Source organism: Pseudooceanicola antarcticus (assembly GCF_900215355.1).
Taxonomy (GTDB): domain Bacteria; phylum Pseudomonadota; class Alphaproteobacteria; order Rhodobacterales; family Rhodobacteraceae; genus Pseudooceanicola; species Pseudooceanicola antarcticus.
On record NZ_OBEA01000006.1, the window covers coordinates 59,166 to 83,308 of the forward strand.

At 65.8% G+C, this 24,143-nt stretch carries 21 protein-coding genes and 1 tRNA gene; 13 read left to right on the forward strand and 9 right to left on the reverse strand.

The genetic code is table 11. The annotated features are described in order from the left end of the window. Positions 1 to 29 precede the first annotated feature (29 nt). Positions 30 to 1,598: a helicase HerA-like domain-containing protein gene (locus CRO50_RS15015; protein ID WP_416061096.1), complete on the forward strand. Its 1,569-nt coding sequence runs from the start codon at positions 30 to 32 to the stop codon at positions 1,596 to 1,598. A 154-nt stretch (positions 1,599 to 1,752) separates the two neighbouring features. Here CRO50_RS15015 and CRO50_RS15020 read toward each other — a convergent pair whose 3' ends face one another. Both CRO50_RS15020 and CRO50_RS15025 read right to left on the reverse strand, forming a co-directional pair. Continuing rightward, positions 1,753 to 5,406, reverse strand: a complete 3,654-nt coding sequence (locus CRO50_RS15020; protein ID WP_097146749.1) for a vitamin B12-dependent ribonucleotide reductase — start codon at positions 5,404 to 5,406, stop codon at positions 1,753 to 1,755. Positions 5,407 to 6,203: 797 nt separating this feature from the next. Continuing rightward, positions 6,204 to 7,100 (reverse strand): LysR family transcriptional regulator, encoded by an 897-nt coding sequence (locus CRO50_RS15025; protein WP_097146750.1) that lies wholly within the window; start codon positions 7,098 to 7,100, stop codon positions 6,204 to 6,206. Positions 7,101 to 7,289: 189 nt separating this feature from the next. On the opposite strand from CRO50_RS15025, the gene CRO50_RS15030 reads away from it, so the two are divergent. The 5 genes from CRO50_RS15030 (at position 7,290) to CRO50_RS15050 (ending at position 11,995) form a co-directional block, all read left to right on the forward strand. Next, positions 7,290 to 8,300, forward strand: coding sequence for a hydroxyacid dehydrogenase (locus CRO50_RS15030; RefSeq protein WP_097146981.1), 1,011 nt, complete (start codon positions 7,290 to 7,292; stop codon positions 8,298 to 8,300). Positions 8,301 to 8,302: 2 nt separating this feature from the next. After that, the gene (locus tag CRO50_RS15035; protein WP_179747297.1) at positions 8,303 to 8,983 is read left to right on the forward strand and encodes an RraA family protein; all 681 of its coding nucleotides are present in this window, start codon (positions 8,303 to 8,305) and stop codon (positions 8,981 to 8,983) included. Between the two features lie 28 nt (positions 8,984 to 9,011). Beyond that, complete coding sequence (locus CRO50_RS15040) at positions 9,012 to 9,965, forward strand: Bug family tripartite tricarboxylate transporter substrate binding protein (protein ID WP_097146752.1); 954 nt, start codon at positions 9,012 to 9,014, stop codon at positions 9,963 to 9,965. 65 nt (positions 9,966 to 10,030) lie between these two features. Next, on the forward strand, positions 10,031 to 10,492 hold the full coding sequence (locus CRO50_RS15045) for a tripartite tricarboxylate transporter TctB family protein (RefSeq protein ID WP_097146753.1): 462 nt from the start codon (positions 10,031 to 10,033) through the stop codon (positions 10,490 to 10,492). 3 nt (positions 10,493 to 10,495) lie between these two features. Then, on the forward strand, positions 10,496 to 11,995 hold the full coding sequence (locus tag CRO50_RS15050) for a tripartite tricarboxylate transporter permease (protein ID WP_097146754.1): 1,500 nt from the start codon (positions 10,496 to 10,498) through the stop codon (positions 11,993 to 11,995). Positions 11,996 to 12,142: 147 nt separating this feature from the next. Here CRO50_RS15050 and CRO50_RS15055 read toward each other — a convergent pair whose 3' ends face one another. Continuing rightward, positions 12,143 to 13,276, reverse strand: a complete 1,134-nt coding sequence (locus CRO50_RS15055) for an alpha-hydroxy acid oxidase (RefSeq protein WP_097146755.1) — start codon at positions 13,274 to 13,276, stop codon at positions 12,143 to 12,145. A 289-nt stretch (positions 13,277 to 13,565) separates the two neighbouring features. Here CRO50_RS15055 and CRO50_RS15060 point away from each other — a divergent pair, with 289 nt between their 5' ends. Both CRO50_RS15060 and adh read left to right on the forward strand, forming a co-directional pair. Continuing rightward, positions 13,566 to 14,528, forward strand: a complete 963-nt coding sequence (locus tag CRO50_RS15060; RefSeq protein WP_232617800.1) for a GAF domain-containing protein — start codon at positions 13,566 to 13,568, stop codon at positions 14,526 to 14,528. 123 nt (positions 14,529 to 14,651) lie between these two features. After that, a complete protein-coding gene (adh, locus tag CRO50_RS15065) occupies positions 14,652 to 16,172 on the forward strand; it encodes an aldehyde dehydrogenase (protein WP_097146757.1) in 1,521 nt (506 codons plus the stop codon). 272 nt (positions 16,173 to 16,444) lie between these two features. On the opposite strand, the gene CRO50_RS15070 is transcribed toward adh, so the two are convergent. The 4 genes from CRO50_RS15070 to pdxH all read right to left on the reverse strand — a co-directional run bounded on the left by CRO50_RS15070 (position 16,445) and on the right by pdxH (position 18,335). Continuing rightward, positions 16,445 to 16,521, reverse strand: a tRNA-Pro gene (locus CRO50_RS15070). A 58-nt stretch (positions 16,522 to 16,579) separates the two neighbouring features. After that, positions 16,580 to 17,056, reverse strand: a complete 477-nt coding sequence (locus CRO50_RS15075) for a DUF192 domain-containing protein (RefSeq protein WP_097146758.1) — start codon at positions 17,054 to 17,056, stop codon at positions 16,580 to 16,582. 15 nt (positions 17,057 to 17,071) lie between these two features. Next, positions 17,072 to 17,614 carry a cold-shock protein gene (locus CRO50_RS15080; protein WP_097146759.1) on the reverse strand — a complete coding sequence of 181 codons (543 nt, stop codon included), beginning with the start codon at positions 17,612 to 17,614 and terminating at the stop codon, positions 17,072 to 17,074. Positions 17,615 to 17,729: 115 nt separating this feature from the next. Further along, positions 17,730 to 18,335 carry a pyridoxamine 5'-phosphate oxidase gene (gene pdxH, locus CRO50_RS15085; protein ID WP_097146760.1) on the reverse strand — a complete coding sequence of 202 codons (606 nt, stop codon included), beginning with the start codon at positions 18,333 to 18,335 and terminating at the stop codon, positions 17,730 to 17,732. A gap of 132 nt (positions 18,336 to 18,467) precedes the next feature. Here pdxH and fabI point away from each other — a divergent pair, with 132 nt between their 5' ends. The 3 genes from fabI to gpt are packed head-to-tail and all read left to right on the forward strand — an operon-like array spanning position 18,468 to position 20,528. Further along, entirely contained in the window at positions 18,468 to 19,274 is an 807-nt protein-coding gene (gene fabI, locus CRO50_RS15090) for an enoyl-ACP reductase FabI (RefSeq protein WP_097146761.1), read from the forward strand. A 55-nt stretch (positions 19,275 to 19,329) separates the two neighbouring features. Further along, a complete protein-coding gene (locus CRO50_RS15095) occupies positions 19,330 to 19,962 on the forward strand; it encodes a LysE family translocator (RefSeq protein WP_097146762.1) in 633 nt (210 codons plus the stop codon). A 41-nt stretch (positions 19,963 to 20,003) separates the two neighbouring features. Further along, entirely contained in the window at positions 20,004 to 20,528 is a 525-nt protein-coding gene (gene gpt, locus CRO50_RS15100) for a xanthine phosphoribosyltransferase (RefSeq protein ID WP_097146763.1), read from the forward strand. A 75-nt stretch (positions 20,529 to 20,603) separates the two neighbouring features. Here the strand turns inward: gpt and CRO50_RS15105 are convergent, their stop codons facing one another. Further along, entirely contained in the window at positions 20,604 to 21,464 is an 861-nt protein-coding gene (locus tag CRO50_RS15105) for an NAD(P)H-binding protein (RefSeq protein WP_097146764.1), read from the reverse strand. Between the two features lie 105 nt (positions 21,465 to 21,569). On the opposite strand from CRO50_RS15105, the gene CRO50_RS15110 reads away from it, so the two are divergent. Further along, positions 21,570 to 22,022 (forward strand): winged helix-turn-helix transcriptional regulator, encoded by a 453-nt coding sequence (locus CRO50_RS15110; RefSeq protein ID WP_097146765.1) that lies wholly within the window; start codon positions 21,570 to 21,572, stop codon positions 22,020 to 22,022. A 4-nt stretch (positions 22,023 to 22,026) separates the two neighbouring features. Here CRO50_RS15110 and CRO50_RS15115 read toward each other — a convergent pair whose 3' ends face one another. Then, positions 22,027 to 22,728 (reverse strand): DUF4336 domain-containing protein, encoded by a 702-nt coding sequence (locus CRO50_RS15115; RefSeq protein WP_097146766.1) that lies wholly within the window; start codon positions 22,726 to 22,728, stop codon positions 22,027 to 22,029. A 159-nt stretch (positions 22,729 to 22,887) separates the two neighbouring features. Here CRO50_RS15115 and CRO50_RS15120 point away from each other — a divergent pair, with 159 nt between their 5' ends. Next, positions 22,888 to 24,069 (forward strand): aminotransferase, encoded by a 1,182-nt coding sequence (locus CRO50_RS15120; protein WP_097146767.1) that lies wholly within the window; start codon positions 22,888 to 22,890, stop codon positions 24,067 to 24,069. Positions 24,070 to 24,143 lie beyond the last annotated feature (74 nt).

Sequence of the window (24,143 nt, forward strand, 5' to 3'; positions counted from 1 at the left end):
ACGGATTTTCTTGCCCGTCATTCCGCGACATGGAAAGCTTCGGTCAAACAACCGAGGGCGGGTCAGTGACCGAAGACAACAGCATTTTCGTGGGCGGCGCAGAGCTGCCGCAATGGCTCAACCTCAAGCGGGCGAACCGGCACGGGCTGGTGGCGGGCGCCACGGGCACCGGCAAGACGGTAACCCTGCAGATCCTTTGCGAGGGCCTCTCGGCCCAGGGCGTGCCGGTCTTCGTGGCCGATGTGAAGGGCGACCTCTCGGGCCTCAGCCAGCCGGGCACCTCGAAGGATTTCCTGGAGAAGCGCGCCGCCACCATCGGCTTTGACGACTACGCCTACGAGGCCTGCCCGGTGATCTTCTGGGATGTCTTCGGGAAGCAGGGCCACCCGGTGCGCTCGACCATCTCGGAAATGGGCCCGACGCTGCTCGCCCGCCTGCTGGAGCTGAACGACACCCAGGAGGGCGTCCTGTTCGTCGCCTTCGAGGTGGCCGACGACCAGGGGCTGATGCTGCTGGATATTGACGACCTGCGCGCCATGCTGACCTACCTGGGCGAGAATGCCGCCGAGATCCGCAAGGAATACGGCAATGTCTCTGCGGCCTCCATTGGCGCCATCCAGCGCCGCCTGCTGAAGCTTCAGGCCGCGGGGGCCGAACAGTTCTTCGGAGAACCCGCCCTTGAGCTGGCCGATTTCATGCGCACCACCCGCGACGGGCGCGGCTACGTGAACATCCTTGCCGCTGATGACCTGATCCTGTCGCCCGGCGTCTACGGCACCGTGCTGCTCTGGCTGCTCTCCGAGCTCTTCGAGGAGCTGCCCGAGGTCGGCGACCCCGAGAAACCCCGGCTGGTCTTCTTCTTCGACGAGGCGCACCTGCTGTTCGACGATGCCCCCAAGGCGCTGCTGGAACGCTTGGGCCAGGTGGTGCGGCTGATCCGCTCGAAGGGGGTGGGCGTCTACTTTGTCACCCAGAACCCGCAGGATGTGCCGGACGAGGTGCTGGGCCAGCTGGGCAACCGGGTGCAGCATGCGCTGCGCGCCTATACGCCGAGGGACGCCAAGGCCGTGCGCACCGCCGCCCAGACCTTCCGCCAGAACCCCGAGCTGGACACGGAAACCGTGATCACCGAGCTGGGCGTGGGCGAGGCGCTGACCTCTTTCCTCGATGCCAAGGGCGTGCCGGGGATCGTCCAGCGCACGCTGATCCGCCCGCCCTCTTCCCGGCTGGGTCCGGTGACCGAGGCCGAGCGGCGCGGGGTGATGAACATCAGCCCCGTCGCGGGCCAATACGACAAAGCCGTCGATCGCGACTCCGCCCATGAGATCCTGACCCGCCGGGCCGAGGAGATGGCGCGCAAGCGAGAAGAAGAAGAAGCCCGCGAGGCCGAGGAAAAGGAAGAGGCCGCCCGTGCCAAGCGCGAGGCCCGCGAGGCCAGAACCGCGCGCAGCTATTCCATGCCCCGCACCCGCCGTCGCCGCAGCTCGAACCGCCAGAGCATCGGCGAGGCCGCGGCCAAGTCCATCGTGCGCGCGGTCTCGACCCAGGTCGGCCGGGCCCTGGTGCGCGGTCTCCTGGGCAGCCTCAGCCGCCGCTAGACAGAAAAAGAGGGAGGGTTTCCCCTCCCTCAGTCTGTTCAGCCGGGCTCTCTCTGCTGACTGCTCTCGATATCTGCCTGCCCCGGCTGCCGTGCCATCCCGACACGTCCCTCGGGCGGGGCCCTGAGGCCCCTGCCCCTGTCACTGTCCAAGATCAGCTGCAGCCGGAGGTGCCGCCGCAGGTGTTGCACTTCATGCAGGTGCCGTTGCGCACCAGCGTGTAGTTGCCGCATTCGCCGCAGGCCTCGCCCTCGTAGCCCTGGATCTTGGCCTTGGTGCGCGCATCCATGGTGCTGACACCGGCAGAGATCGCCACGCTGGAGGTGCTGACCGAAGCCGCCACGCTGCCCGAGGCCGCCGGGCTGGCGGAGGCCTGGGGTGCCACGGCGCCCGAGCTTCCCTCGCCGCCCCGCATCACCAGCAGCTCTTGCGGCAGGCGCTTGCGCAGGTAGCCCGTGGAAGAGATCTGCTTCAGAACTTCCAGGGACTTGGTCGCGGCGGTCTCGCTCATCTCCTTGATATTGCTGACACCTTCCTCTTCGCCACGGCCTACGTCGTCGAAGGACGCGCCCTGCGGCTTCACATGGGCCAAGTCGGTACGGTCCAGGTAGGACACGGCCAGTTCGCGGAAGATGTAGTCGAGGATCGAGGTCGCGTTCTTGATCGTCTCGTTGCCCTGCACCATGCCGGCCGGCTCGAACTTGGTGAAGGTGAAGGCGTCGACGAACTCTTCCAGCGGCACGCCGTACTGAAGACCGACCGAGACCGCGATGGCGAAGTTGTTCATCATCGCGCGGAAGCCGGCGCCTTCCTTGTGCATGTCGATGAAGATCTCGCCAAGCGAGCCGTCCTCGTATTCGCCCGTCCGCAGATAAACCTTGTGACCGCCGACGCTGGCCTTCTGGGTGTAGCCCTTGCGGCGCATCGGCATCTTCTCGCGGCCGCGCTCGACCTCCTTGATGATCACCTTCTCGATGATCTTCTCGGCCAGCACCGCGGCCTTCTCCTGGGTCGAGCCGCTTTCCAGCACCTCGGCCGCCTCGTCGTCATCCTCGACCAGGGCCGCTGCCAGCGGCTGGCTCAGCTTCGAGCCGTCGCGGTAGAGCGCATTGGCCTTGACGCCCAGGGACCAGCTCAGCTCGTAGGCGGCCTTGCAGTCCTCGATGGTGGCATCGTTGGGCATGTTGATGGTCTTCGAGATCGCACCCGAGATGAACGACTGCGCCGCCGCCATCATTTTGATGTGGCTGTCGACCGAGAGGAAGCGCTTGCCCTTCTTGCCGCAGGGGTTGGCGCAATCGAAGATCGCGTAGTGCTCTTCCTTCAGGAAGGGCGCGCCTTCCAGCGTCATTGTCCCGCAGACGTGGTCGTTGGCGGCGTCGATCTCGGCCTTGGTGAAGCCCAGGTGACGCAGCATGTCGAAGCTGGGATCGTTCAGCTTGGCCGCCGGGATGCCCAGGGTCTTGGTGCAGAACTCTTCGCCAAGCGTCCACTGGTTGAAGACGAAGCGGATGTCGAAGGCCGACTTCAGCGCCCCGTTCACCTTCTTCAGCTCTTCGGGGCCGAAGCCATGGCCGACCAGCGAGGTGGTGTTGATGCCGGGGCAATTGCCGAGGCTGGCGTGACCCACGGCATAAGAGACGATCTCTTCGACCTGCGAGGGGCTGTAGCCCAGCTTGGCCAGTGCCGCGGGAACCGAGCGGTTGATGATCTTGAAGTAGCCGCCACCGGCCAGCTTCTTGAACTTCACCAGGGCGAAGTCGGGCTCGATGCCGGTGGTGTCGCAGTCCATGACCAGGCCGATGGTGCCCGTGGGGGCGATCACGCTGGTCTGCGCGTTGCGGTAGCCATGCTGTTCGCCAAGGCGCACGGCCTCGTCCCAGCTGGCCATGGCCAGCTTCACCAGATCCTGGTCGGGGCAGTTGCCCAGATCCAGCGGCACCGGCTTGACCGCAAGCTTCTCGTAGCCCTCGGTCGCGCCATAGGCGGCGTTGCGGTGGTTGCGCATGACGCGCAGCATATGCTTGGCGTTGCGCTCGTAGCCCGAGAAGGCACCCAGCTCACCGGCCATCTCGGCGGAGGTGGCATAGGCGACGCCGGTCATGATCGCGGTCAGCGCGGCGCCAAGGGCGCGGCCCTCGTCGCTGTCGTATCCGTAGCCCATGTTCATCAGCAGGCCGCCGATGTTGGCATAGCCCAGGCCCAGGGTGCGGAAGTCATAGGAGAGCTGGGCGATTTCCTTCGAGGGGAACTGCGCCATGGTCACCGAGATCTCCAGCGTCACCGTCCAGAGACGGGTGGCGTGGATGTAATCCTCGGCCTGGAACTTGCCGTCCTTGAGGAAGGTCAGCAGGTTCATCGAAGCCAGGTTACAGGCGGTGTCGTCCAGGAACATGTACTCGGAACAGGGGTTCGAGCCACGGATCTCGCCATCTTCCGGGCAGGTGTGCCAGGCGTTGACGGTGTCATGGAACTGGATGCCCGGATCGGCACAGGCCCAGGCGGCATGGCCGATGTCTTCCCAAAGGTCGCGCGCCTTGATGGTCTTGGCGACCGAGCCGTCGGTGCGGTTGATCAGCGCCCAGTCGTCATCGTTGCGCACCGCTTCGAGGTAGGCATCGGTGACCCGGACAGAGTTATTCGAATTTTGCCCAGAAACCGAGGCATAGGCTTCGGAATCCCAGTCGGTATCATAGGTCGGAAACTCGATGCTGCTATAGCCCTGGCGCGCGTAGTCCAGCACGCGCTTGATGTAGGTCTCGGGGATGGAGGATTTCTTTGCCTCGCGCACCGCCTTCTTCAGGCCTGCATTCGCGGCGGGGTCGTAGGCGTCAGCCTCGGCCCCGTCCCATTGCCGGATCGCCGCGAAGATGTCGTTCAGCTTGGCCTCGTGCATCTTGGAACCGGCAACGATGGAGGCAACCTTCTGTTCCTCCTTCACTTTCCAGTTGATGTATTCCTGCACGTCGGGGTGATCGGCATCAACGATGACCATCTTGGCCGCGCGCCGGGTGGTGCCCCCGGACTTGATCGCGCCGGCCGCCCGGTCGCCGATCTTCAGGAAGCCCATGAGGCCCGACGACTTGCCGCCGCCCGACAGCCGCTCGCCCTCGGCACGCAGGGACGAGAAGTTGGTGCCGGTGCCGGAGCCGTACTTGAACAGGCGCGCTTCACGCACCCAGAGATCCATGATCCCGCCTTCCGAGACCAGGTCATCCTTCACCGACTGGATGAAGCAGGCGTGGGGCTGGGGATGCTCGTAAGAGGATTTCGACTTGGTCAGCTTCCCGGTCTTGTAGTCCACGTAGTAGTGGCCCTGGCCCGGTCCGTCGATGCCATAGGCCCAGTGCAGGCCGGTGTTGAACCACTGCGGAGAGTTCGGCGCGGCGCGCTGCGTGGCCAGCATGTGGCGCATCTCGTCGTAATAGGCGCGGGCGTCTTCCTCGGTGGTGAAATAGCCACCTTTCCAGCCCCAGTAGGTCCAGGCCCCGGCCAGACGATCGAAGACCTGCTTCGAGGAGGTCTCGCCGCCGATCTCGGCGCCCTCGTCGGCGACCGAACGCCAGAGGAACTCGGGCACGCCCTTTTCGCGCACGCGCTTCAGCTTCGAGGGCACGCCCGCCTTGCGGAAGTACTTCTGTGCGATGACATCCGAGGCCACCTGGCTCCAGCTCTCGGGGACTTCCAGCTCGTCGAGCTTGAAGACCACGGTGCCGTCCGGATTGCGGATCTCGCTGGTGGTGGTGATGAAGGGAATGCCCGCGTATGCGTCCTGGCCTGCTTCGGTAAACCTGCGTTCGATCTTCATGATTTGCGCCCTAATACTGGTTCCTGTCCTCGAACCCGAAGCCCGCATCCGCCCTTCTGGACATCAGCCTCCTGGCCCTCCGCCTCGGCAAGGCCGAGCAAGACTCCATGGCGACCGCCTTTTGGAGGCGGTTCGGGGCCCTCGGGACAGGACCCTGCTTGCTTGTGTTGTCTTGCCGCGAAGCTCACTACATTTAGTGGGCACCCCGCCTGCCGTCACAATCTGCGGTATTTGAAGGTCGATATCAACGGATTTTATCACCTAAAAATCCCTTGACGTGATCTTGTCGCAGGGCGTTGATTCCCGTTACTGACCCGAGAGACAGAAAACCCTTTTCGTTCAAGAAGCTTACCGCCGCGGCTCAGGCTCAGGCTGAACTTCCGCCGCGTCGCGGCAACCTGGGCGCGAGCGCAACACTCCTCGGTCTGCCCACAAAATGCCCGGTGTTTGATCTTTAAATCACACCACATCTGGTAGGTCCGGGCTTGCAGAAATGCATCCCCCTGCGCGGAGGGGAATCAACCGCGCGGTCAAATTTCGCGGCAAGGAAAGCGACAGGGCTTTCCCCAGGGAAAGCCAAGCAAATCAAAGAGATGCGGAAAAGCGTCAGGTCTGGAAGCCCAGGCGCCAAAGATACCGGGCCAACCGAAGGCGGGCCCCTGCCCCCGGGTGGCCAAGGCTTAGGCCAGTCCCCCTACTATATATACAGTGCCCCCTGTGCGTGTTGGTGCGCCTCGTGAGAACAGACGCCAGCCAACCGACACGCATCGCCAGGAAGGGCCGGGCCGGTGTGACGTTCAGGAGGTCGCGTCGCGGTCGACACCGTATTCACCGCAAAGCTCGGACAGGGCGCCGTGCAACAGGCCGATGATCTCGGCGCGCGGAGAAGAGGTCCGCTCGACGATGCCGATCTGGCGGTTCACCTGCGGCGAGCCGAAGGGGTGACGGCTGAGGCCCAGGTCCTCGGGCTCCTGCAAGGCGACATGGGGCACAACCGAGATGCCCAGCCCCTGGCGCACGAAGGTGACGATCGAGCCGATGGTGTCGATCTCGGCCACGTCATTGGTCACCACGCCGAGTCGAGAGAGTTCGGTGTCGATCAGGTTGGCCAGCGGCACCGCGCTCCGGAAGCGGATATAGGGCCGCGTATTCAGCAACTCGATGGGGTCGACGGCCTGCATGCCCGGCGGTCCGATCAGCCAGAGCGGCTCGCGCAGGAAGGGACTCCAGCGCAGCGCACTGGGGAATCCCAGGTGTTCCGCGACGATAGCCGCGTCGAGACGACCGGCCGCGACATCCGCGATGAGGCTGGTCGAGAGCGACACCCGCAGGCTTGGCTTCAGCGCCGGATAGCGCTGGCGCATCTGTATCAAAGCGCGCGGCAGGAGGTTCAGCGCGCTTGAGCGGACCGAGCCCAGCATCAGCGTGCCGGCGATCTGATCACCGCTCAGGCTGGCCTTGGTATCCTCGGCGCGGCGCAGGATATCACGTGCCATTTCAAGCACCTGATGTCCCTCGGGCGTGACCCGCGGCGGTCGGGTGCTGCGGTCGAAGATGGTCACGCGCAGCTCCTCTTCCAAGGCGTGAACCTGCTGGCTGACGGCCGAGGGGGTCAGGCCGACAACATCTGCCGCCTGGGCGAAAGTGCCATGGGATTGAATGGCCAAGAGGGTCTTCAGTTGCCGGGTTTCCATCATCACATCCAGTTTTTCTAAATCTAATAACCAGAATTACGCGTTTTTGTGAAGACATTCTTTGCGTTAGGGTCACCACCCAAGGAGGAGACCTGCAGCCCGGTTGAGGAGACCGCTGCAGATCTATCGACAGACACAGAGACGAAATGGCGCGCCCCGACGTCTCGGGACGCTATGGAGACACGCGCGATGAGCAAGACAATCCTCGTAACGGGGCCCGACCTCGACCCGGCAGCGGCCCGTATCGTGGCCGAGCATGGGTACCAGACGGTGCACACCCCGCCCTATGCCGACAGCGCGGTCATTTCCGAGTATCTTCAGAAGACCGGCGCCGAGGGCATTGTCTCTCGCATGGGCCGCCTGGATGCCTCGGTCATGGATGTGGCGCCGCACCTCAAGGTGATCTCGAAGCACGGGGTCGGCGTCGACAACATCGACATCGAGGCCGCCGCCGAGCGCGGCATCCCGGTGCTGGTCGCCACCGGCGCCAACGCGGTCTCGGTGGGCGAACATGCCATCGCGCTGCTGCTGGCAACGGTCAAGCGGGTGCTGCCGCTGGATGCGGGCCTGCGCGCCGGTCGTTGGGAAAAGCCCGGCTTCTCCGGGCGAGAGATCGCCGGCTCCACCATGGGCCTGATGGGCATGGGCGCGATTGCCCAGGCCACCGGCCGCATGGCCAAGGGCCTGGGTCTGAACCTGGTGGGGTATGACCCCTACGCCCCCGACAGCGCCTTCGAGGCGCTCGGCGTCACCCGCTGCGCCACGCTCGATGAGATGCTGGTGCAATCCGACATCCTCTCGCTGCATTGCCCGCTGAACGACCAGACGCGCGGCATGCTGAACGCCGAGAGCATCGCCAAGATGCCCAAGGGGGCCTATGTCATCAACACCGCCCGCGGTGGTCTGATCGACGAGCCCGCCCTGGTGGCAGCGATCGAGAGCGGCCACCTGGCAGGCGCGGGCCTCGATACCTTCGCGGTCGAGCCCCCCGCCCCCGATCACCCCTATTTCGACGTTCCGGAAATCGTGCTGACCCCGCATATCGGCGGCGTCACCCGCCAGGCCGGCGCCCGTGTCGGCGTCGATGCGGTGACCGGCATCTTCCAGATCCTCGACGGCCAGCCCGTCGCCCCCGAACGCATCATCAACCGCAAATTGCTGGCCGCCGCACAGGCAGAGCCGGCAAACATGGAGAAGTGACAATGACCATCGGCTTCCGCATCCTCAACCGTGACCGCGTCGCCCCTGCCGAGCTCGTCGCCGAGTTCGCCAAGCTTCCGGTGGCCAATGTCTCCGACAGCATGTCGCGCATGACCGCCGCCGGCTCGCGCCTGCGCCCGATGCACAGCTCCGGCGGCATGGCGGGCGTCGCCCTGACGGTGAAGGCGCGCCCCGGCGACAACCTGATGCTGCATGCCGCCATCGACCGTGCCGTGCCCGGCGACGTGATCGTCGTCGACGCGGGCGGTGCCCTGGACAATGCACTCATGGGCGAGTTGATGCTGGCCTATGCTATCAAGAAGGGCGTGGTCGGCTTCGTCATCGACGGCGCGATCCGCGACCTGGACAATTTCCGCGAGACAAACCTGCCGACCTGGGCAGCGGGTGTCACCCATCGCGGCCCGTACAAGGACGGACCCGGCGAGGTCAATGTTCCTATCTCCATCGACGGAATGGTTATCCATCCCGGCGATATCATCATCGGTGACAGCGATGGCGTGCTATGCGTGCCTATCGACGGGGCCGATACGATCCTGAAATCCACTCAGGCCAAATCCGCCGCCGAGATCAAGCAGATGGCTGACATCGAAGCTGGCACCAACGACCGGAGCTGGGTTGACCGCGCACTCAAGGAACGCGGTTGTGCCCTGCCCCAAGACTAAGCAAACCTGCATGCAAAGGAGGAGTGACATGCTCAACATCTTCAAGAAAACTGCCATTGCCGGCGCAATGATCCTGTCCGCAGGGGCAGCCATGGCCGACTATCCCGAGAAACCCATCGAGGTGATCGTGGGCTATTCCGCTGGTGGCGGCACCGATGTCATGGCGCGTACCGCCGCGCCCTTCATCGAGAAGTACCTGGGCGACGGCGCAAGCCTCGTCGTGAAGAACATGCCCGGTGCCTCGGGCCAGATCGGCGTGACCGAAGCGGCGAATGCCGATCCGGACGGCTACACCCTGGGCACCTTCAACCTGCCGGGCATGATGGCGCGTACCATCGACCGCGAGGCCGATTACGACCGCGACAGCTTCACCTACCTGGCCAACGTCGTGAACGATCCCAACGTGATCGTCACCTCGAAGGACAGCGGCCTGGACACCCTGGACAAGCTGATCGCCGAAGCGAAGGAAAACCCCTTCGCCGTGACCGTCGGCATGTCCTCGCTGGGTGGCGATGACCACTTCGCGCTGATCAAGCTGCAGAACCTCACCGAGACCGAGTTCACCATCGTTCCGTTCAAGGGCTCCGCCCCCGCACGGACCGCGCTTCTGGGCGGCCACGTCGCCATGGGCATCCTGAACATCTCGGAAGTGGCCGAATTCCAGGACCAGCTGAACGTCCTGGGCGTCGCCACCAAGGAGCGTTCGCCCTTCGCACCTGAGCTGGCAACCTTCCAGGAGCAGGGCCTCGACCTGGTCAACGGCTCCATGCGCGGCTTCATCGCCCCCAAGGGGCTGCCGGAAGACGTGCAGGCCAAGCTGATCGACGCCTTCTCCCAGCTGTCCAGCGATCAGGAGTTCCTCGACGCCATGGCCGCGACCGCCAACCCGGTCGAAGTGGTCACCGGCGAGGACTTCAAGCAGCTGACCTCGGACCTCTATGATCTCGCCAAGGGCGTGTGGGAAACCACCCCCTGGAACTGAGGCCAAGAGCGTGAGGGGGATCTTCCCCCTCACGCATCCCCCCACCTGTCATCAAGAGCAAACCCATGCCCGAGAGCCGCAAATCCCGTCTGACCCGGCCCGAGACCCTGACCGCACTCGGGATCCTTCTGGTCGCCGCCGGGTTCCTTATCCCCACCTCCGAGCTGCGCCCGATCTCCGCGCTGCTGCCCGCCGCAATGCTGATCGGCCTGATCGTTCTGGCCGTGCTGCTGCTGCTCGCCGACCAGCGCAAGGCCGCCGCCGGAGAAGAGGCAAAGCCCGTCACCCAGTCGCCGAAGCGCGTGGTCGGAGCCTTCCTGCTGATCGTCTCCTACGCGCTGGCCACCGATTTCATCGGTTTCTACGTCAGCACCGCCGTGACCATTCCGCTGGTCGCCTGGCTCTTTGGCTATCGCAATCCGCTCGGGCTGCTGGTCGCCACGGTGATCGTCGTCGGCACGATCTGGGCCATCTTCGATTTCGGGATGTCGCAGGACTTCCCCACTGGCCGCTTCTGGGGGCGTTGATCCATGTATTCCGATCTTCTTCATGCTCTGCCCGACGTCTTTGCCCTGACCAACTTCGCCGCCGTGATCATCGGCGTCATCGCGGGCATCGTCGTGGGCGCCATGCCCGGCCTCTCGGCCACCATGGCAATCTCTGTTCTCGTGCCCTTCACCTTCGGACTTGAGCCGCTCGTCGCGCTCGGCCTGATGGCGGGCATCTACAACGGCGCCATGTATGGCGGCGCAATCCCCGCCGTCCTGCTGCGCATCCCCGGCACCCCCGCCGCCGTCGCCACGACCTTCGATGGCTACCCGATGGCGCAGAAGGGTGAAGGCGGCTTCGCCCTGCAGGTCGCGGTTGTCTCCTCTGCCTTCGGGGGCATCGCCTCGGCCTTCGCGCTGATGCTGCTGGCTCCGCCGCTGTCCAAGGTGACGCTGCTCTTCGGCCCCTCCGAGGTCTTCTGGGTCGCGGTCTTCGGCCTGGCCTCGATCATCTTCCTGCTGGGTGGCAACCCGGTGAAGGGCCTGATCTCGGCCTGTTTCGGTGTCTTCGTCTCGGTCATCGGTTCCGACCCGATCTACGGCAACGACCGTTTCACCTTCGGCCAGCTGGAAATGCTGGACGGCATCAACATCGTGATCCTGCTGGTCGGCCTCTACGCGCTGCCGCCGGTGATCGACCTGCTGGAAACGCCGCTGAAGACCGGCGGTGTCTCGAGCTCCAAGCTGGGGACCGAGTCGCTCTGGAAGGCCCTGCCGCGCATGAAGGGTTTCTGGAAGACCTGGCTGCGCGGGTCCTTCCTGGGCATCTGGATCGGGATCCTGCCCGGTGCGGGTGGCTCCATGGCGGCCTTCATGTCCTACAACGAGGCGCGCCGCACCTCGAAGAACCCCGAGGAATGGGGTGAGGGCGAGCCCGAGGGCGTGGCCGCGGCCGAGGTTGCCAACAACGCCGACACCGCCTCTGCGCTGATCCCCGCCCTGACCCTGGGCATTCCGGGCACCGCCGTTGCCGCGGTGATGCTGGGCGGCCTGCTGGTGCATGGCCTGCAGCCGGGTCCGATGTTGTTCCGGGACAATCCCGACATCGTCTTCGGCTTCATGTGGCAGTTCCTCTTCGGGGCGATCCTGCTGATCATCCTGGGCGGCTCGCTGGCGACCAACAGCTTCGCCCGCCTGCTGAACCTGCCGCGCCCGCTGCTGGGGTCCGTGATCATCGTTCTGATGCTGATCGGCGTCTATTCGATCCACGGCCGGATGTTCGACGTCTACCTGATGCTGGGCTTCGGTGCGGTCGGCTGGGTCATGGACCGGCTGAAGTTCCCGCTGCCGCCGGTGGTGCTGGGCCTGATCCTGGGCGGTTTCGCCGAAGAGAACCTGCGCCTGGCCCTGCGTATCGGTCGCGGCGACCCGATGGTGCTCTTCCAGAACACCACAAGCCTGATCCTGGTGGCGCTGACCGTCGCCGTGATCATCGGACCGTCGCTGAAGAAGCGCTTCATCGATAGCCGAAAGGCCGATTGAGCCCCGCGCCGCACCCACGCTCCCCGTGGTGCGGCGCCCCCTCCCCCCTCTTTAGCGACAGATGGGAGCGCCCTTCGGGGCGCTCCCATGCGTTTTGGCAGGCAGTCATCGGTGCGCCGGTGCAGGCGAGCGCCGAGGGGGCCAGTGTCAGACGCGATGCAGGATATCCGGGCCGACCTCGGACAGGCTGCGCAAACCCAGGAGGCCCAGGTTGCGGTGGATCTCGGTCTTCAGGATATCGATGGCCCGTGTAGCCATCTCCTGCCCGCCCAGTGTCGCCGCGTAGAGAAGCGGCCGTCCCACCAGCACCATGTCCGCGCCCAGGGCCAGGGCCTTGATCACATCGGTGCCGCGCCGGATGCCGCCGTCGACGAGCAGCGCCATGTCCCCCGCCTGCGCGCGCGCTTCGGGCAGGATGCGCAGCGGCGATATCGCGTGGTCCAGCTGACGCCCGCCGTGGTTGGACAGGACCACCCCGTCGCAGCCAAGCGCCCGCGCCCGCCCCACGTCGTCCGGGGCAATCACGCCCTTCAGAACCAGCTTGCCCGGCCAGAGGTCGCGCATCAGCGCAAGGTGATCCCAGCTCAGGTGATCCTTGCGCCCGAAGTCCCGCATCGCCTGCTTCGAGATGATCGGCGCGCCGCGAATGGCATCGGAGTTCTCGAAGTGGGGCATGCCCCTGGCCAGGGTGGGCACGAAGGTTCCCAGCACCCAGCGGGGCTTGATGGCGAAATCCCACAGCAGCCTCGGCGTCACCCTGAGCGGCGTCGAGAAACCGGCCCGCAGGTTGTTTTCCCGGTTGGCCACCACCGCCGTGTCGGCGGTCAGCACCAGGGTGCCGAAACCGGCCTCTCGGGCGCGGGCGATCAGGGCGCGGATGCGGTCTTCTTCGCCGGGCAGATAGGCCTGGAACCAGGCGTCGGGATTGGCGTCCCGGACGTCCTCCATCCGCGTCAACGAAGAGCCGGAGAGCACGAAGGGAAGCCCCGCCGCCCCGGCCGCCCGCGCCAGAACCCTGTCGCCGTCGCGCGCCATCAGCGCCGAGAGCCCCATGGGCGCGATGCCGAAGGGGGCGGTATACGTCTTGCCCATGAGGTTCTGCGCGACAGAGCGCCCCTCGACCCCGGCCAGCACCTTCGGCACCAGGCGCCAGGCATCCAGCGCCGCGCGGTTATCCTGCCGTGCCGCGCCGGTTTCGGCAGCGCCCGAGACATAGCCAAAAAGCGGGCGCGGCAGGCGGCGGCGGGCGGCGGGCTCGAAATCATCCAGTGTCAGCAGCATCAGAAACCATCTTGTCGTTCAGGGGGCCCGGATGCTGCACCGGCGATCCTGGGGCCAAAGCCCCGCGGCAAGGCGGGCCTATGGGCGGGATCTACGGGAGCGGTTCGGGGGTCATTGCATGGGGTCATTCCCTACCCCAGATGCCCTGCGCGGGAAAGGCTGCGCCGGTGGCCCCGATCCTTCCGGAGTGCGTCGCCCCACTCGATCCGAGCTGGCGGGTATCTCTGGCTGTCGCTCGACGGATCAGAAAAGACGCGATACCATCAGCGCAGGGAGGAGTTCAGGATTGATGTCGGACACGAAGCACATTGATCGCGTGGTGGCGGTCGCCAGTCATCCCAGTGCCGCGGCCAGATCCCGGCTTGCTGCTTCGTGGCGCCGGTCGTTCGACCATCATGGCCTGGATCCGGGCCAGAAGGCCGGCGTGCAGCGCGTGACGTCAGAGGCCTTGGCAGAGCGGCGCGAGCGATCGGAAGCGATGTTGCACGTGGCCGCTCCGAAGCTCGATGCGCTCTTCCAGCTCGTCGGCAGCTCGGGCTGCGGCGTGCTCCTGACCGATGCAGATGGGGTGGTGCTCGACCTGCGCACCGCGGACAGCGATCTTGCCGCCTTCGATGGCTGGGGGCTGACACCCGGCTCCGACTGGTCCGAAGCCTCGGAAGGCACCAATGGCATCGGCACCTGCATCGCCGAAGGGCGGCGCGTCATCATCCACCGCGACGACCATTTCCATGCCCGCAACACCGGGATGAGTTGCATGGACGCCCCCATCTTCGGCCCCGAGGGCGAGTTGATCGGCGCGCTCGACGTATCCTCGGCCCGGGCCGACCAGACCGAGGCGTTCAATCACCTGATCGCGGCGATGGTGGTCCAGACCGCTCGCCAGATCGAAACCGACAACTTTCGCGCGGCCTTCTCGGGGGCCCGGATCATCGTCGCCGATACCGACGACAGCGAAGCGGCGACGCTGCTGGCGGTGGATCGCGACGATCTGGTGATGGGCGCCACCCGCGGCGCACGCAAGGCCTTTCGCCTGAACAGCAGCGGACCGATCAAGTCGGTTCCCGCCTCCGACCTCTTCGGGCGCGACGACGGGCCGACCGGCTTCGAGAAGGCCGAAAGAGCGGCGGTAAATCGGGCACTGTCGCGCGCCGATGGCAACGTGTCCCAGGCCGCCCGGATGCTGGGGATCGGCCGTGCCACCCTCTATCGCCGCATGAAACGGCTGGGGCTCGGCGGAAATCCGAACTGAATGTCTCAGGGATGAGACACGTCGCGCCTGCCGGTTCGGTTGCCCGGGCTGACGCGGGCGCTGTCGTCTGCAACCTTCTCTTCGTCTCTGGTGGAGGACCGGAGGCGCAAAGGAGGATACCCAATGAACGAGATGACCGACGTCACGGGCGCATTCAAGTCGCCCTTCCGCACCCGCTATGACAACTTCATCGGCGGCACATTCGTGCCCCCCGTGAAGGGCCAGTATTTCGACAACATCACCCCGATCACCGGCGCCAAGGTCTGCGAAGTGGCCCGCTCGACCGCCGAGGATGTCGAGCTGGCGCTGGACGCCGCCCATGCCGCGAAAGAGGCCTGGGGCAAGACCAGCGCGGCTGAGCGCTCGAACGTCCTGCTGAAGATCGCCGACCGCATCGAAGAGAACCTCGACCTGATCGCCGCAGCCGAGACCTGGGACAACGGCAAGCCGATCCGCGAGACCACGGCGGCCGACATCCCGCTGTCGGTGGACCATTTCCGCTATTTCGCGGGGGTGCTGCGCAGCCAGGAAGGCACGATGTCCGAAATCGATTCCGACACCGTGGCCTATCACTTCCACGAGCCGCTCGGCGTTGTCGGCCAGATCATCCCGTGGAACTTCTCGATCCTGATGGCGGCCTGGAAGCTGGCGCCTGCGCTGGCGGCGGGCAATTGCATCGTCTTGAAGCCGGCCGAGCAGACCCCGGCTGCGATCATGGTCCTGATAGAGACCATCGCCGACCTGCTGCCCGCGGGCGTCCTGAACATCGTCAACGGCATGGGCCCCGAGGTCGGCGGCCCGCTGGCCGAAAGCGACCGCATCGCCAAGATCGCCTTCACCGGCTCGACCGAGACCGGGCGCATCATCATGAAGGCCGCGACCAAGAACCTGATCCCGGTGACGCTGGAACTGGGCGGCAAGTCGCCCAACATCTTCTTCTCCGACGTCATGGCCGAGGACGACGCCTTCCTCGACAAGGCGGTCGAGGGCTTCGTGCTCTTCGCCTTCAACCAGGGCGAGGTCTGCACCTGCCCCTCGCGCGCGCTGATCCAGGAAGACATCTACGAGGAATTCATCGCCCGCTGCATCGAACGGGTGAAGGCGATCAAGCAGGGCGACCCGCGCCAGATGGAGACGATGGTCGGCGCCCAGGCGTCGAAGGAACAGCAGGACAAGATCATGTCCTACCTGACCATCGGCGTCGAGGAAGGGGCCGAGGTCCTGGTCGGCGGCGATGCCGCGCGCTTCAACGGCGACCTCGCGAACGGGTACTACGTCCAGCCGACGATCCTGAAGGGCCACAACAAGATGCGGGTCTTCCAGGAAGAGATCTTCGGCCCCGTGGTCTCGGTCACCACCTTCAAGGACGAGGAGGAGGCCCTCGCCATCGCCAACGACACGATGTATGGCCTCGGCGCCGGCGTCTGGACCCGCGACGGCACCCGCGCCTATCGTTTCGGTCGCAATATCGAGGCCGGCCGCGTCTGGGTGAACAACTACCACGCGTATCCCGCGCACGCTGCTTTCGGTGGCTACAAGCAGTCCGGTATCGGTCGCGAAACGCACAAGATGATGCTCGACCACTACCAGCAGACCAAGAACATGCTGGTCAGCTACAACCCGAACAAGCTCGGGTTCTTCTGACATCGATAGATCGGGCAAGGGATGCCGGCCGTTTCGAGCGGCCGGCGTCGCGTTTCCCGGTCTTCTGCCTCATTTGGAGCCGAACCTGGAAACGCTGTTCAAGCGCGATGCCGGCCAGCACTTGGAGGTTTCTACGACCGACCGCTATGGCCGAGGCAGAAACGATCGCGAAAGTGGTGAAGCTGCGGACCCCCTGGAAAACGACTTGTCTCAAGCCCGTTGCCCAAAGCCAATCCGTTTCAACGGAGATGCCTTGCAAGTCGTTGATGGTGTGGTCGGGGCGGCGAGATTCGAACTCACGACCCCCTGTACCCAAAACAGGTGCGCTACCAGACTGCGCTACGCCCCGGACCGTGCGCTTCTCTAGCCTGTCATGACGACGATGGAAAGAGGCTCTTGCAGCGCTTTCAGCCCTGATCGCAGGGTGCGGCCGCCAGAGCGGGGTCAACCGCCGGATGACGCAGCTTCGCGCCTTCGGAAATGCCCATTCTCGCGGCCAGGCCGCCGTTGATCTCGAGCACGAACTGGCTGACGCCCCCCGGCAGCGGCGTCTCGTCCAGCGGCCTGGCCATCTCTTGCGCGCGGACCAGCGTGCCGGTCTCGTCAAAGAAGAGGATGTCCAGCGGGATGAGCGTATTGCGCATCCAGAAGGCCAGCTGCTGCGGGCGGTCATAGACGAAGAGCATGCCCTGCGAGAGCGGCATGCTCTCGCGGTACATCAGCCCGCGGGCGCGCTCGGCGGCATCATCGGCGATCTCGACGCGGAAGGCCTGAAGGCCGGCATCGGTGATCACCTCCACCCGGTCATCGCGGCAGGCCCCGGCCTGCCCGAGCTGGGGCATCAGCACCGAAAGACAAAGGACGAGGCAAGCCAGTCGCGCCATGGAACCCCGGCAGCCCTAGCGGGCCGCCGCCTCCCAGGCGCAGATCTCGGTGGCCATGCGTCCGCGCTTGCCGTCGATCACCCGCAGGGCAACCGCCTCGCCGGGGGCGAGATCTGCCAGGCCCGAGGCGCGCAGCACCTCGACATGGATGAAGACATCCTCGTCGCGGCCAAAGACATTGGCGAAGCCGAAACCCTTGATCTTGTCGAACCACTTCACCCGCGCAGGCTCCATCGGCAAGGCCTGGATCTGCTCGGGATCGAGCGTTCGGAAATCCTCGAGCACCGCGGTGCCCGCCCCTTCGGGCGGCTCGATGCTGAGAACCTCGATCGCCTGGGCTCCCCGCTGGGTGCGCTGGACCAAGATATCCACGACCGCCCCGTCCGCGACGGAGCTCTGACCGAAATTCCGCAGCACGTTCGCGTGCAGCAGAATATCCGGCCCGCCTTCTTCGGCCACGACAAAGCCGAACCCGCGTGCCGGATCGAACCACTTCACGCGGCCGATCAGCTTCCGGGTGGTGTCGTCATGATGATTCACTTCAAACCCCGCTTGCATTCACGACGCCCGTCCCCAAACTCGACGTCGTAAACCCCCACTGTTTTTATCAACAACATTCGCGTACCAACGGCAACCCGCCAGTAGCGTTAAAAAGCTCAAGTGACGCGAGTTTTCAGGGGTTCAACCTCTGGATATCCCAATTCCCGGTCACTTCAGCACGCGTCCAGCGGAAACGGTCATGCAACCGGAACGCGCCATCCGCCCAAAATTCAATCTCAACAGGCTCGATCTTGTAGCCGCCCCAGAACGGAGGCCGCTTCGGATTCGTGCCATGGGTTGCAGTGACCTTCGCCACCTCCGCCATGAGCGCACCACGCGATGCCAAGGGTCGGGATTGTGCAGAAGCCCAGGCCCCCAGCCGGGATTTCAGCGATCTCGACGCGTAATAGGCATCCGCCTCGGGACCGTCGAAACGTGTCACGAGGCCGCGCACCCGAATCTGCCGCCGCAGGGATTTCCAATGCATGACAAAGGCCACCTTGCCGCTTAGGTCAAGTTCATTAGCCTTCATACTTTGGTAATTCGTATAAAATACGAAGCCGTCGCTCAAGATATCTTTTAGAAGCACCATGCGCACGTTCGGCAAACCGTCCTGGTCCACGGTCGACAGGGCGATCGCGTTCGGGTCGTTGACCTCGGTCTTGACCGCCTCCTCAAGCCAGCGTTGCGCAATGACGAAAGGGTCGTCGCCTACGAAAATCCCGTCTCTGTCCGACATGCGGGCATCCTCCTGTCACTCTGTGGACCCTTCTGGGTCCTCTCCGGGTCGCTTGGGGCCCGGCAGGCTTGAAGCGTCCTGACCTATCGCTTAAGGGAGTTTGACCGGAAGTTACAGGGCGGAGAGCGCGCTATGTCGAACAACCTCATGGCAGGCAAAAAGGGTCTGATCATGGGCCTGGCCAATGACAAATCCATCGCCTGGGGGATCGCAAAGGCCCTCGCCGATGCAGGCGCAGAGCTGGCCTTCACCTATATGGGCGATCAGTTCAAGAAACGTGTCATTCCGCTGGCCGATCAACTGGGCGTCAAGCACCTCTATGATTGCGACGTCTCCGACGAGGCCTCTCTCGACGCGGCCTTCGAGTCGGTGAAGTCCGACCTGGGCGATATCGACTTCATCGTCCACGCCATCGGTTTCTCGGACAAGTCCGAGCTGCGCGGTCGCTACATCGACACCAGCCGCGGCAACTTCCAGATGACCATGGATATCTCGGTCTACAGCTTCACCGCCGTCGCACAGCGCGCCGAGAAGCTGATGCCGAACGGTGGCTCCATGCTGACGCTGACCTACTACGGCGCCGAGCAGGTGATGCCCCACTACAACGTCATGGGCGTCGCCAAGGCCGCGCTGGAAGCCTCGGTCAAGTACCTGGCCGAGGATCTCGGCAAGGACAACATCCGCGTCAACGCGATCTCTGCCGGGCCGATCAAGACCCTGGCGGCAAGTGGAATCGGAGACTTCCGCTACATCCTGAAGTGGAACGAGCTGAACTCGCCGCTGCGCCGCAACGTGACCATCGACGACGTGGGCAAATCGGCGCTCTACCTGCTGTCCGACCTCTCGTCCGGTGTCACCGGCGAGAACCTCCATGTCGACTCGGGCTACCATATCGTCGGCATGAAGGCCGTCGACGCGCCCGACATCGACAAGAGCTGACCGGCCGCGCGCTTCGGGAGGGCGCGCGTCCTCCCGTTGCACGAGGTTTCCGCCCATGTCCGCTGTTCTTCTTTCCGTCTTTGCCGTCCACCTGGTGGCCGCGATCTCTCCGGGGCCCGCGGTGCTGATGACGATGCGCACCGCGATGACCCGCGGCATGGCACGCGGCGCGGGCTTTGCCTTCGGCGTGGCCCTTGGCGCCATGGCCTGGGCCAGCGCCGCGGTGCTGGGACTGGCGACGCTCTTCGAGCTGGCGCCGCGCCTGCTGATCGCCCTGCGCATCGCCGGGGCCTCCTATCTGATCTGGATGGCCTGGAAGATGTGGCGCGGCGCGGATCAGCCGCTTTCGGTCGCGGCGGCCGCCAGCGCCGCCCCCCTGCCCCGCGCGGGCCTGCGAGAGCTCGTCCGCCTGGCCCTGCGCGGCGTGACCACCCAGCTTGCCAATCCCAAGCCCGCGGTCTTCTTCGGCGCCGTCTTCGTCACCCTGGTCCCCGCCCATGCCGGACCGCTGCTCTTTGCCGCGATCCTGGGCGTGGTCTTCGTCAACGAATTCGCCTGGAACCTGATCGTGGCACGGATTTTCTCGCTTGAATCCGCCCGCCTGGGCTATACCCGTCTGAAATCCGGTATCGACCGGGTGCTGGGGGGGCTGCTCGCCGCCCTTGGCATCAAGATCGCTGCCTTCTGAACCGACACCGCTGCTACGCGACCAAGAAAGGGACCGCCGCCATGGTCGACAACCGCCTTCCCCATGAAAAGGGGTTCCACGTTTCCTGGGACCAGATCCACCGTGACGCCCGCGCGCTCGCCTGGCGGCTGGACAACCAGAGCCCGCTGGAAGGCGGCGCCTGGAAGGCTGTCGTTGCCATCACCCGTGGCGGCATGGCCCCGGCGATGATCGTCGCGCGCGAGCTGGACATCCGCACCGTCGACACGATCTCGGTCAAATCCTACCACTCGGGCGGCGGCAAGGCCGACGAGCGCCGCGACGCCGAGGTGCTGAAATCCCCCGACCCCGAGATCATGGGCGACGGCGAAGGCATCCTGATCATCGACGACCTGGTGGACACCGGCAAGACGCTGGAGCTGGTCCGCGCGCTCTACCCCAAGGCCCATGTCGCCACCGTCTACGCCAAGCCCCAGGGCCGGCCGCAGGTGCAGACCTTCATCACCGAGGTCAGCCAGGACACCTGGATCTTCTTCCCCTGGGACATGGCCCTGCAATACGTCCAGCCCTACCGTGGCAAGGACTGAAACCGCAGAGCTTCACGCAAAAGGGCGCCCCTCGGGGCGCCCTTCGTCTTTTCGGGATCAGGCCGATGCCCGGCCTCAGGCGAGCGCCGCGCGCAGGGTGTCGCGCCAATCCGTCGCCGGCCGGCCGATCAGCGCTTCCAGCTGGGCGCCCGATCCTTCCAGCGCACCGGAGGCCGCATTGGCCGAGCTGTCGGCCAGCATATGCGCCACCACCTCGGGCAGCCCGGCGCCCGTATAGACCTCTTTCAACGCAGGCTCGGGCAGGTCGGCATAGCCGATTTCGCGGCCAGTCACGGCGCTGACCTCGGCTGCGAATTCCGCCATCGAGAAACTCTCGCCGCCGGCCAGTTCGTAGATGCCCGCAGGCGCGTCGGAGAGCAGCACCACGGCGGCGGCCTCGGCATAGTCGGCACGGGCGGCGGGGCTGTAGCGGCCCTCTCCGCTGGCGCCGATCAGTGCACCGGCTTCCAGCGCGGGCGCCAGCCCGGCGGTCAGGTTCTCGGTGTACCAGCCATTGCGCAGCAGCGCCGTCGGCAGACCGCTTTGCACCAGCAGCGCTTCGGTCGCCTTGTGGTCCTCGGCCAGCCACAGCGGGCTCTCGTCGGCATGCAGGATCGAGGTATAGGCGATCAGCTCGACCCCCTCGGCGCGGGCCGCCTCGATCACGTTGCCATGCTGCGCCGGACGGTCCTTGCCCACTTCGCTGCCCGAGATCAGCAGCACGCGGTCCACGCCCTTCACCGCAGCGGCGAGCGCGGCGGGGTCCTCGTAGTCACCCAGGCGGACCTCGACACCCTTGGCGCGCAACGCAGCCGCGGCTTCCTCACGGCGCACCAGCGCCACGATGTCGGAGCCTTTGGTTCTGGACAGCAGGCTGTCGATCACCAGCGCCCCAAGCTGACCGGAGGCGCCGGTCACCAGGATCTTCTTGCTCATCACATCTTCCTTCCTTGCGAAGCCGGGTCTTCAACCCGGTCTCATTGTGGGATATGGTCTCGGATGTAGACCACCTATGAGGCCCTGTGAAGGAGGCACTTTTTCATGACAAGGGAACGTCCGGGTAACCCCGTCGTGCTGGATGCCACCGCGCGGGCGGTGCTGGATCGCTTCTCGTCCTTCGCCGGCGGCGATGGCGGTAGCGACGAAGGCGGCTTGCAGAACTGCCCGGTGCGCAACGTGCTGGACCGGGTGGGCGACAAGTGGAGCCTGCTGATCCTCATCGCGCTGTCGCACCAGCCCCGCCGCTTCGCCGCCCTGCAACGAGAGGTGGGGGATATCTCGAAGCGGATGCTGACCCAGTCGCTGCGCACGCTCGAGCGGGACGGGCTAGTGGCGCGCCAGGTCTTTCCGACCAAGCCTCCGGCGGTGGAATATTCTCTGACGGCGCTCGGTGAATCCGCGCTGCCGCCTATCGCGGGGCTGGTTGGCTGGGCGGCCATGGCCCATGACGAGATCCGCGCCGCGCGCCAGGGCTTCGACGCCGCCGCGGGCTGAGCGCTCAGCCGCGCCGGAAGAGCCAGCCGAACTCGCGGTGCATGAGCCCGCGCGCGCCCTGTTCCACGGGCGTGCCATGGGCCACCAGCAAGCGGGTGATCGGCCAGTCCAGCAACAGCCGCGCCGCCTGGCCGGCCATGCGCCGATGGCCCAGGAAACCAAGGCGGAACTTGCGCGGCATCCGGGGCCTGGGCCCGACCATGCCATCCAGCCGCGCCACCACGCCACGCCAGCCGGGAAACCACCCGACCGGGTAGTTCTGCAACAGATCCGTCACCAGCACCGTGCCGCTGGCGCGATGGAAGAAGAGCACCTCGGTGGTGATCGCATTGCCGCGCAACACCAGCTGGTCGATCTGCCCGGCCCAGGCGTCCGGCGCGGCATCCCCCAGCTCCTGCGCCCGAGTCAGCTCGGGGTGGCGCGCGGGCAGGCCCGGCGCCAGATGGACCTCGGCCTGCGGATAGGCCTGTACCCAATCGTCAAGCCAGCTGTCATGCAGGTGATTGGGCGCCACCAGCGCCTGTGGCAGGCCCAGGGTCTCGACCGCCGCGCGCAGCTCTGCGGTCAGCGGTATCGGCGACCAGATCCATAGCCCGCCCCCGTCCAGCCGCACAACGGCCATGCGGGTGGGAAAGCGGAACCCTCCGGCGGCGGTGATCACCGGCCCTTCGGCGTAATGCAGGTCCGGTCCAAAGCTGTGCAGCATGTGTCCTCCGGCGTTGGCCCAGTGTGACGCCTTTGCTGCGCTGCGGCAAGGGCCTTGCCTGCCCCTGGCGGTGCTGCGCCGGACCGCGCCCGGCGCGCCGCCCCTTCCCCTCTGTGCCCGCCGCTGCTAGCGTCGCGCGACCAATGACCAGAGGCCGCCATGATCCCTGCCAAGACCCGCACCAGCGCCACCTTCCTGCCCCCAGTGATGGAGGCCCGCCGCTGGCTGGACGGGGTCACGTTTCCCGCCGAGCGCCCGCTGATCAACGTCAGCCAGGCCGCGCCGGTGGCCCCGCCCCCCGCGCCGATGATCGAAGCGCTGCAAGAGGCCATGGCAGAGCCCGAAACCCACCTCTACGGCCCCGTGCTGGGTCTGCCGGCCCTGCGTGAACAGATCGCCGCCGATTGGTCTGCTGCCTACGCAGGCCAGATCCGCCCCGCCCAGGTCGCCATCACCGCCGGCTGCAACCAGGCCTTCTGCGCCACGCTCTTCGCCCTGGCCGCCGAGGGGGACGAGGTCATCCTGCCGACGCCCTGGTACTTCAATCACAAGATGTGGCTCGACATGGCCGGCGTCGCCGCCGTGCCGCTGCCCTGCGGCGCGGGCATGCTGCCCGACCCCGACCAGGCCGCCGCGCTGATCACCCCGCGCACCCGAGCGATCACCCTGGTCTCGCCCAACAACCCCGCCGGCACCGAGTACCCGCCCGAGCTGATCACCGCCTTCCGAGATCTCTGCCGCAACCGTGGCATCGCGCTGATCCTCGACGAGACCTACCGTGACTTCCACTCGTCCGAGCAGGCACCGCATGATCTTTTCACCGATCCCGACTGGGACGATGTGCTGGTCCATCTCTACTCCTTCTCCAAGGCCTACCGGCTGACCGGGCACCGCACCGGGGCGGTGGTGGCCTCGGAGCGGCTTTTGAGCGAGATCGAGAAATTCCTCGACTGCGTGGCCATCTGCCCGCCGCAGCCGGGCCAGATCGCGGCACTCTGGGGGATGCGGAACCTGGCCCAATGGCTGGCCGGAGAGCGCGCCGAGGTGCTGGCACGCGGTCGGGCCATGTGGGCGGGCCGCGAGCGCCTGGCCGAGGCCGGCTGGACCCTGCATTCCGCCGGCGCCTATTTCGCCTACCTCAGCCACCCCTTCGACATCTCCTCGGCCGAGCTCGCGCCGAAGCTGGTCCGCGACGCCGGTATCCTGATGCTGCCGGGCACCATGTTCACCCCCTCGGGCGACGCCCTCGGCCAGCGCCAGATGCGTGTTGCGGTGGCCAACCTCGACCTGCCGGGCATCGAAAGCTTCCTGACCCGCATGAGCGAATTCGCCTCCGCCTGAGCGGGCGGACCGGCTTCACCGAGGCGCGCCTTGCCCCCCGAGGGGCAAGGCTTTAACAAGATGCCGGAACGGCC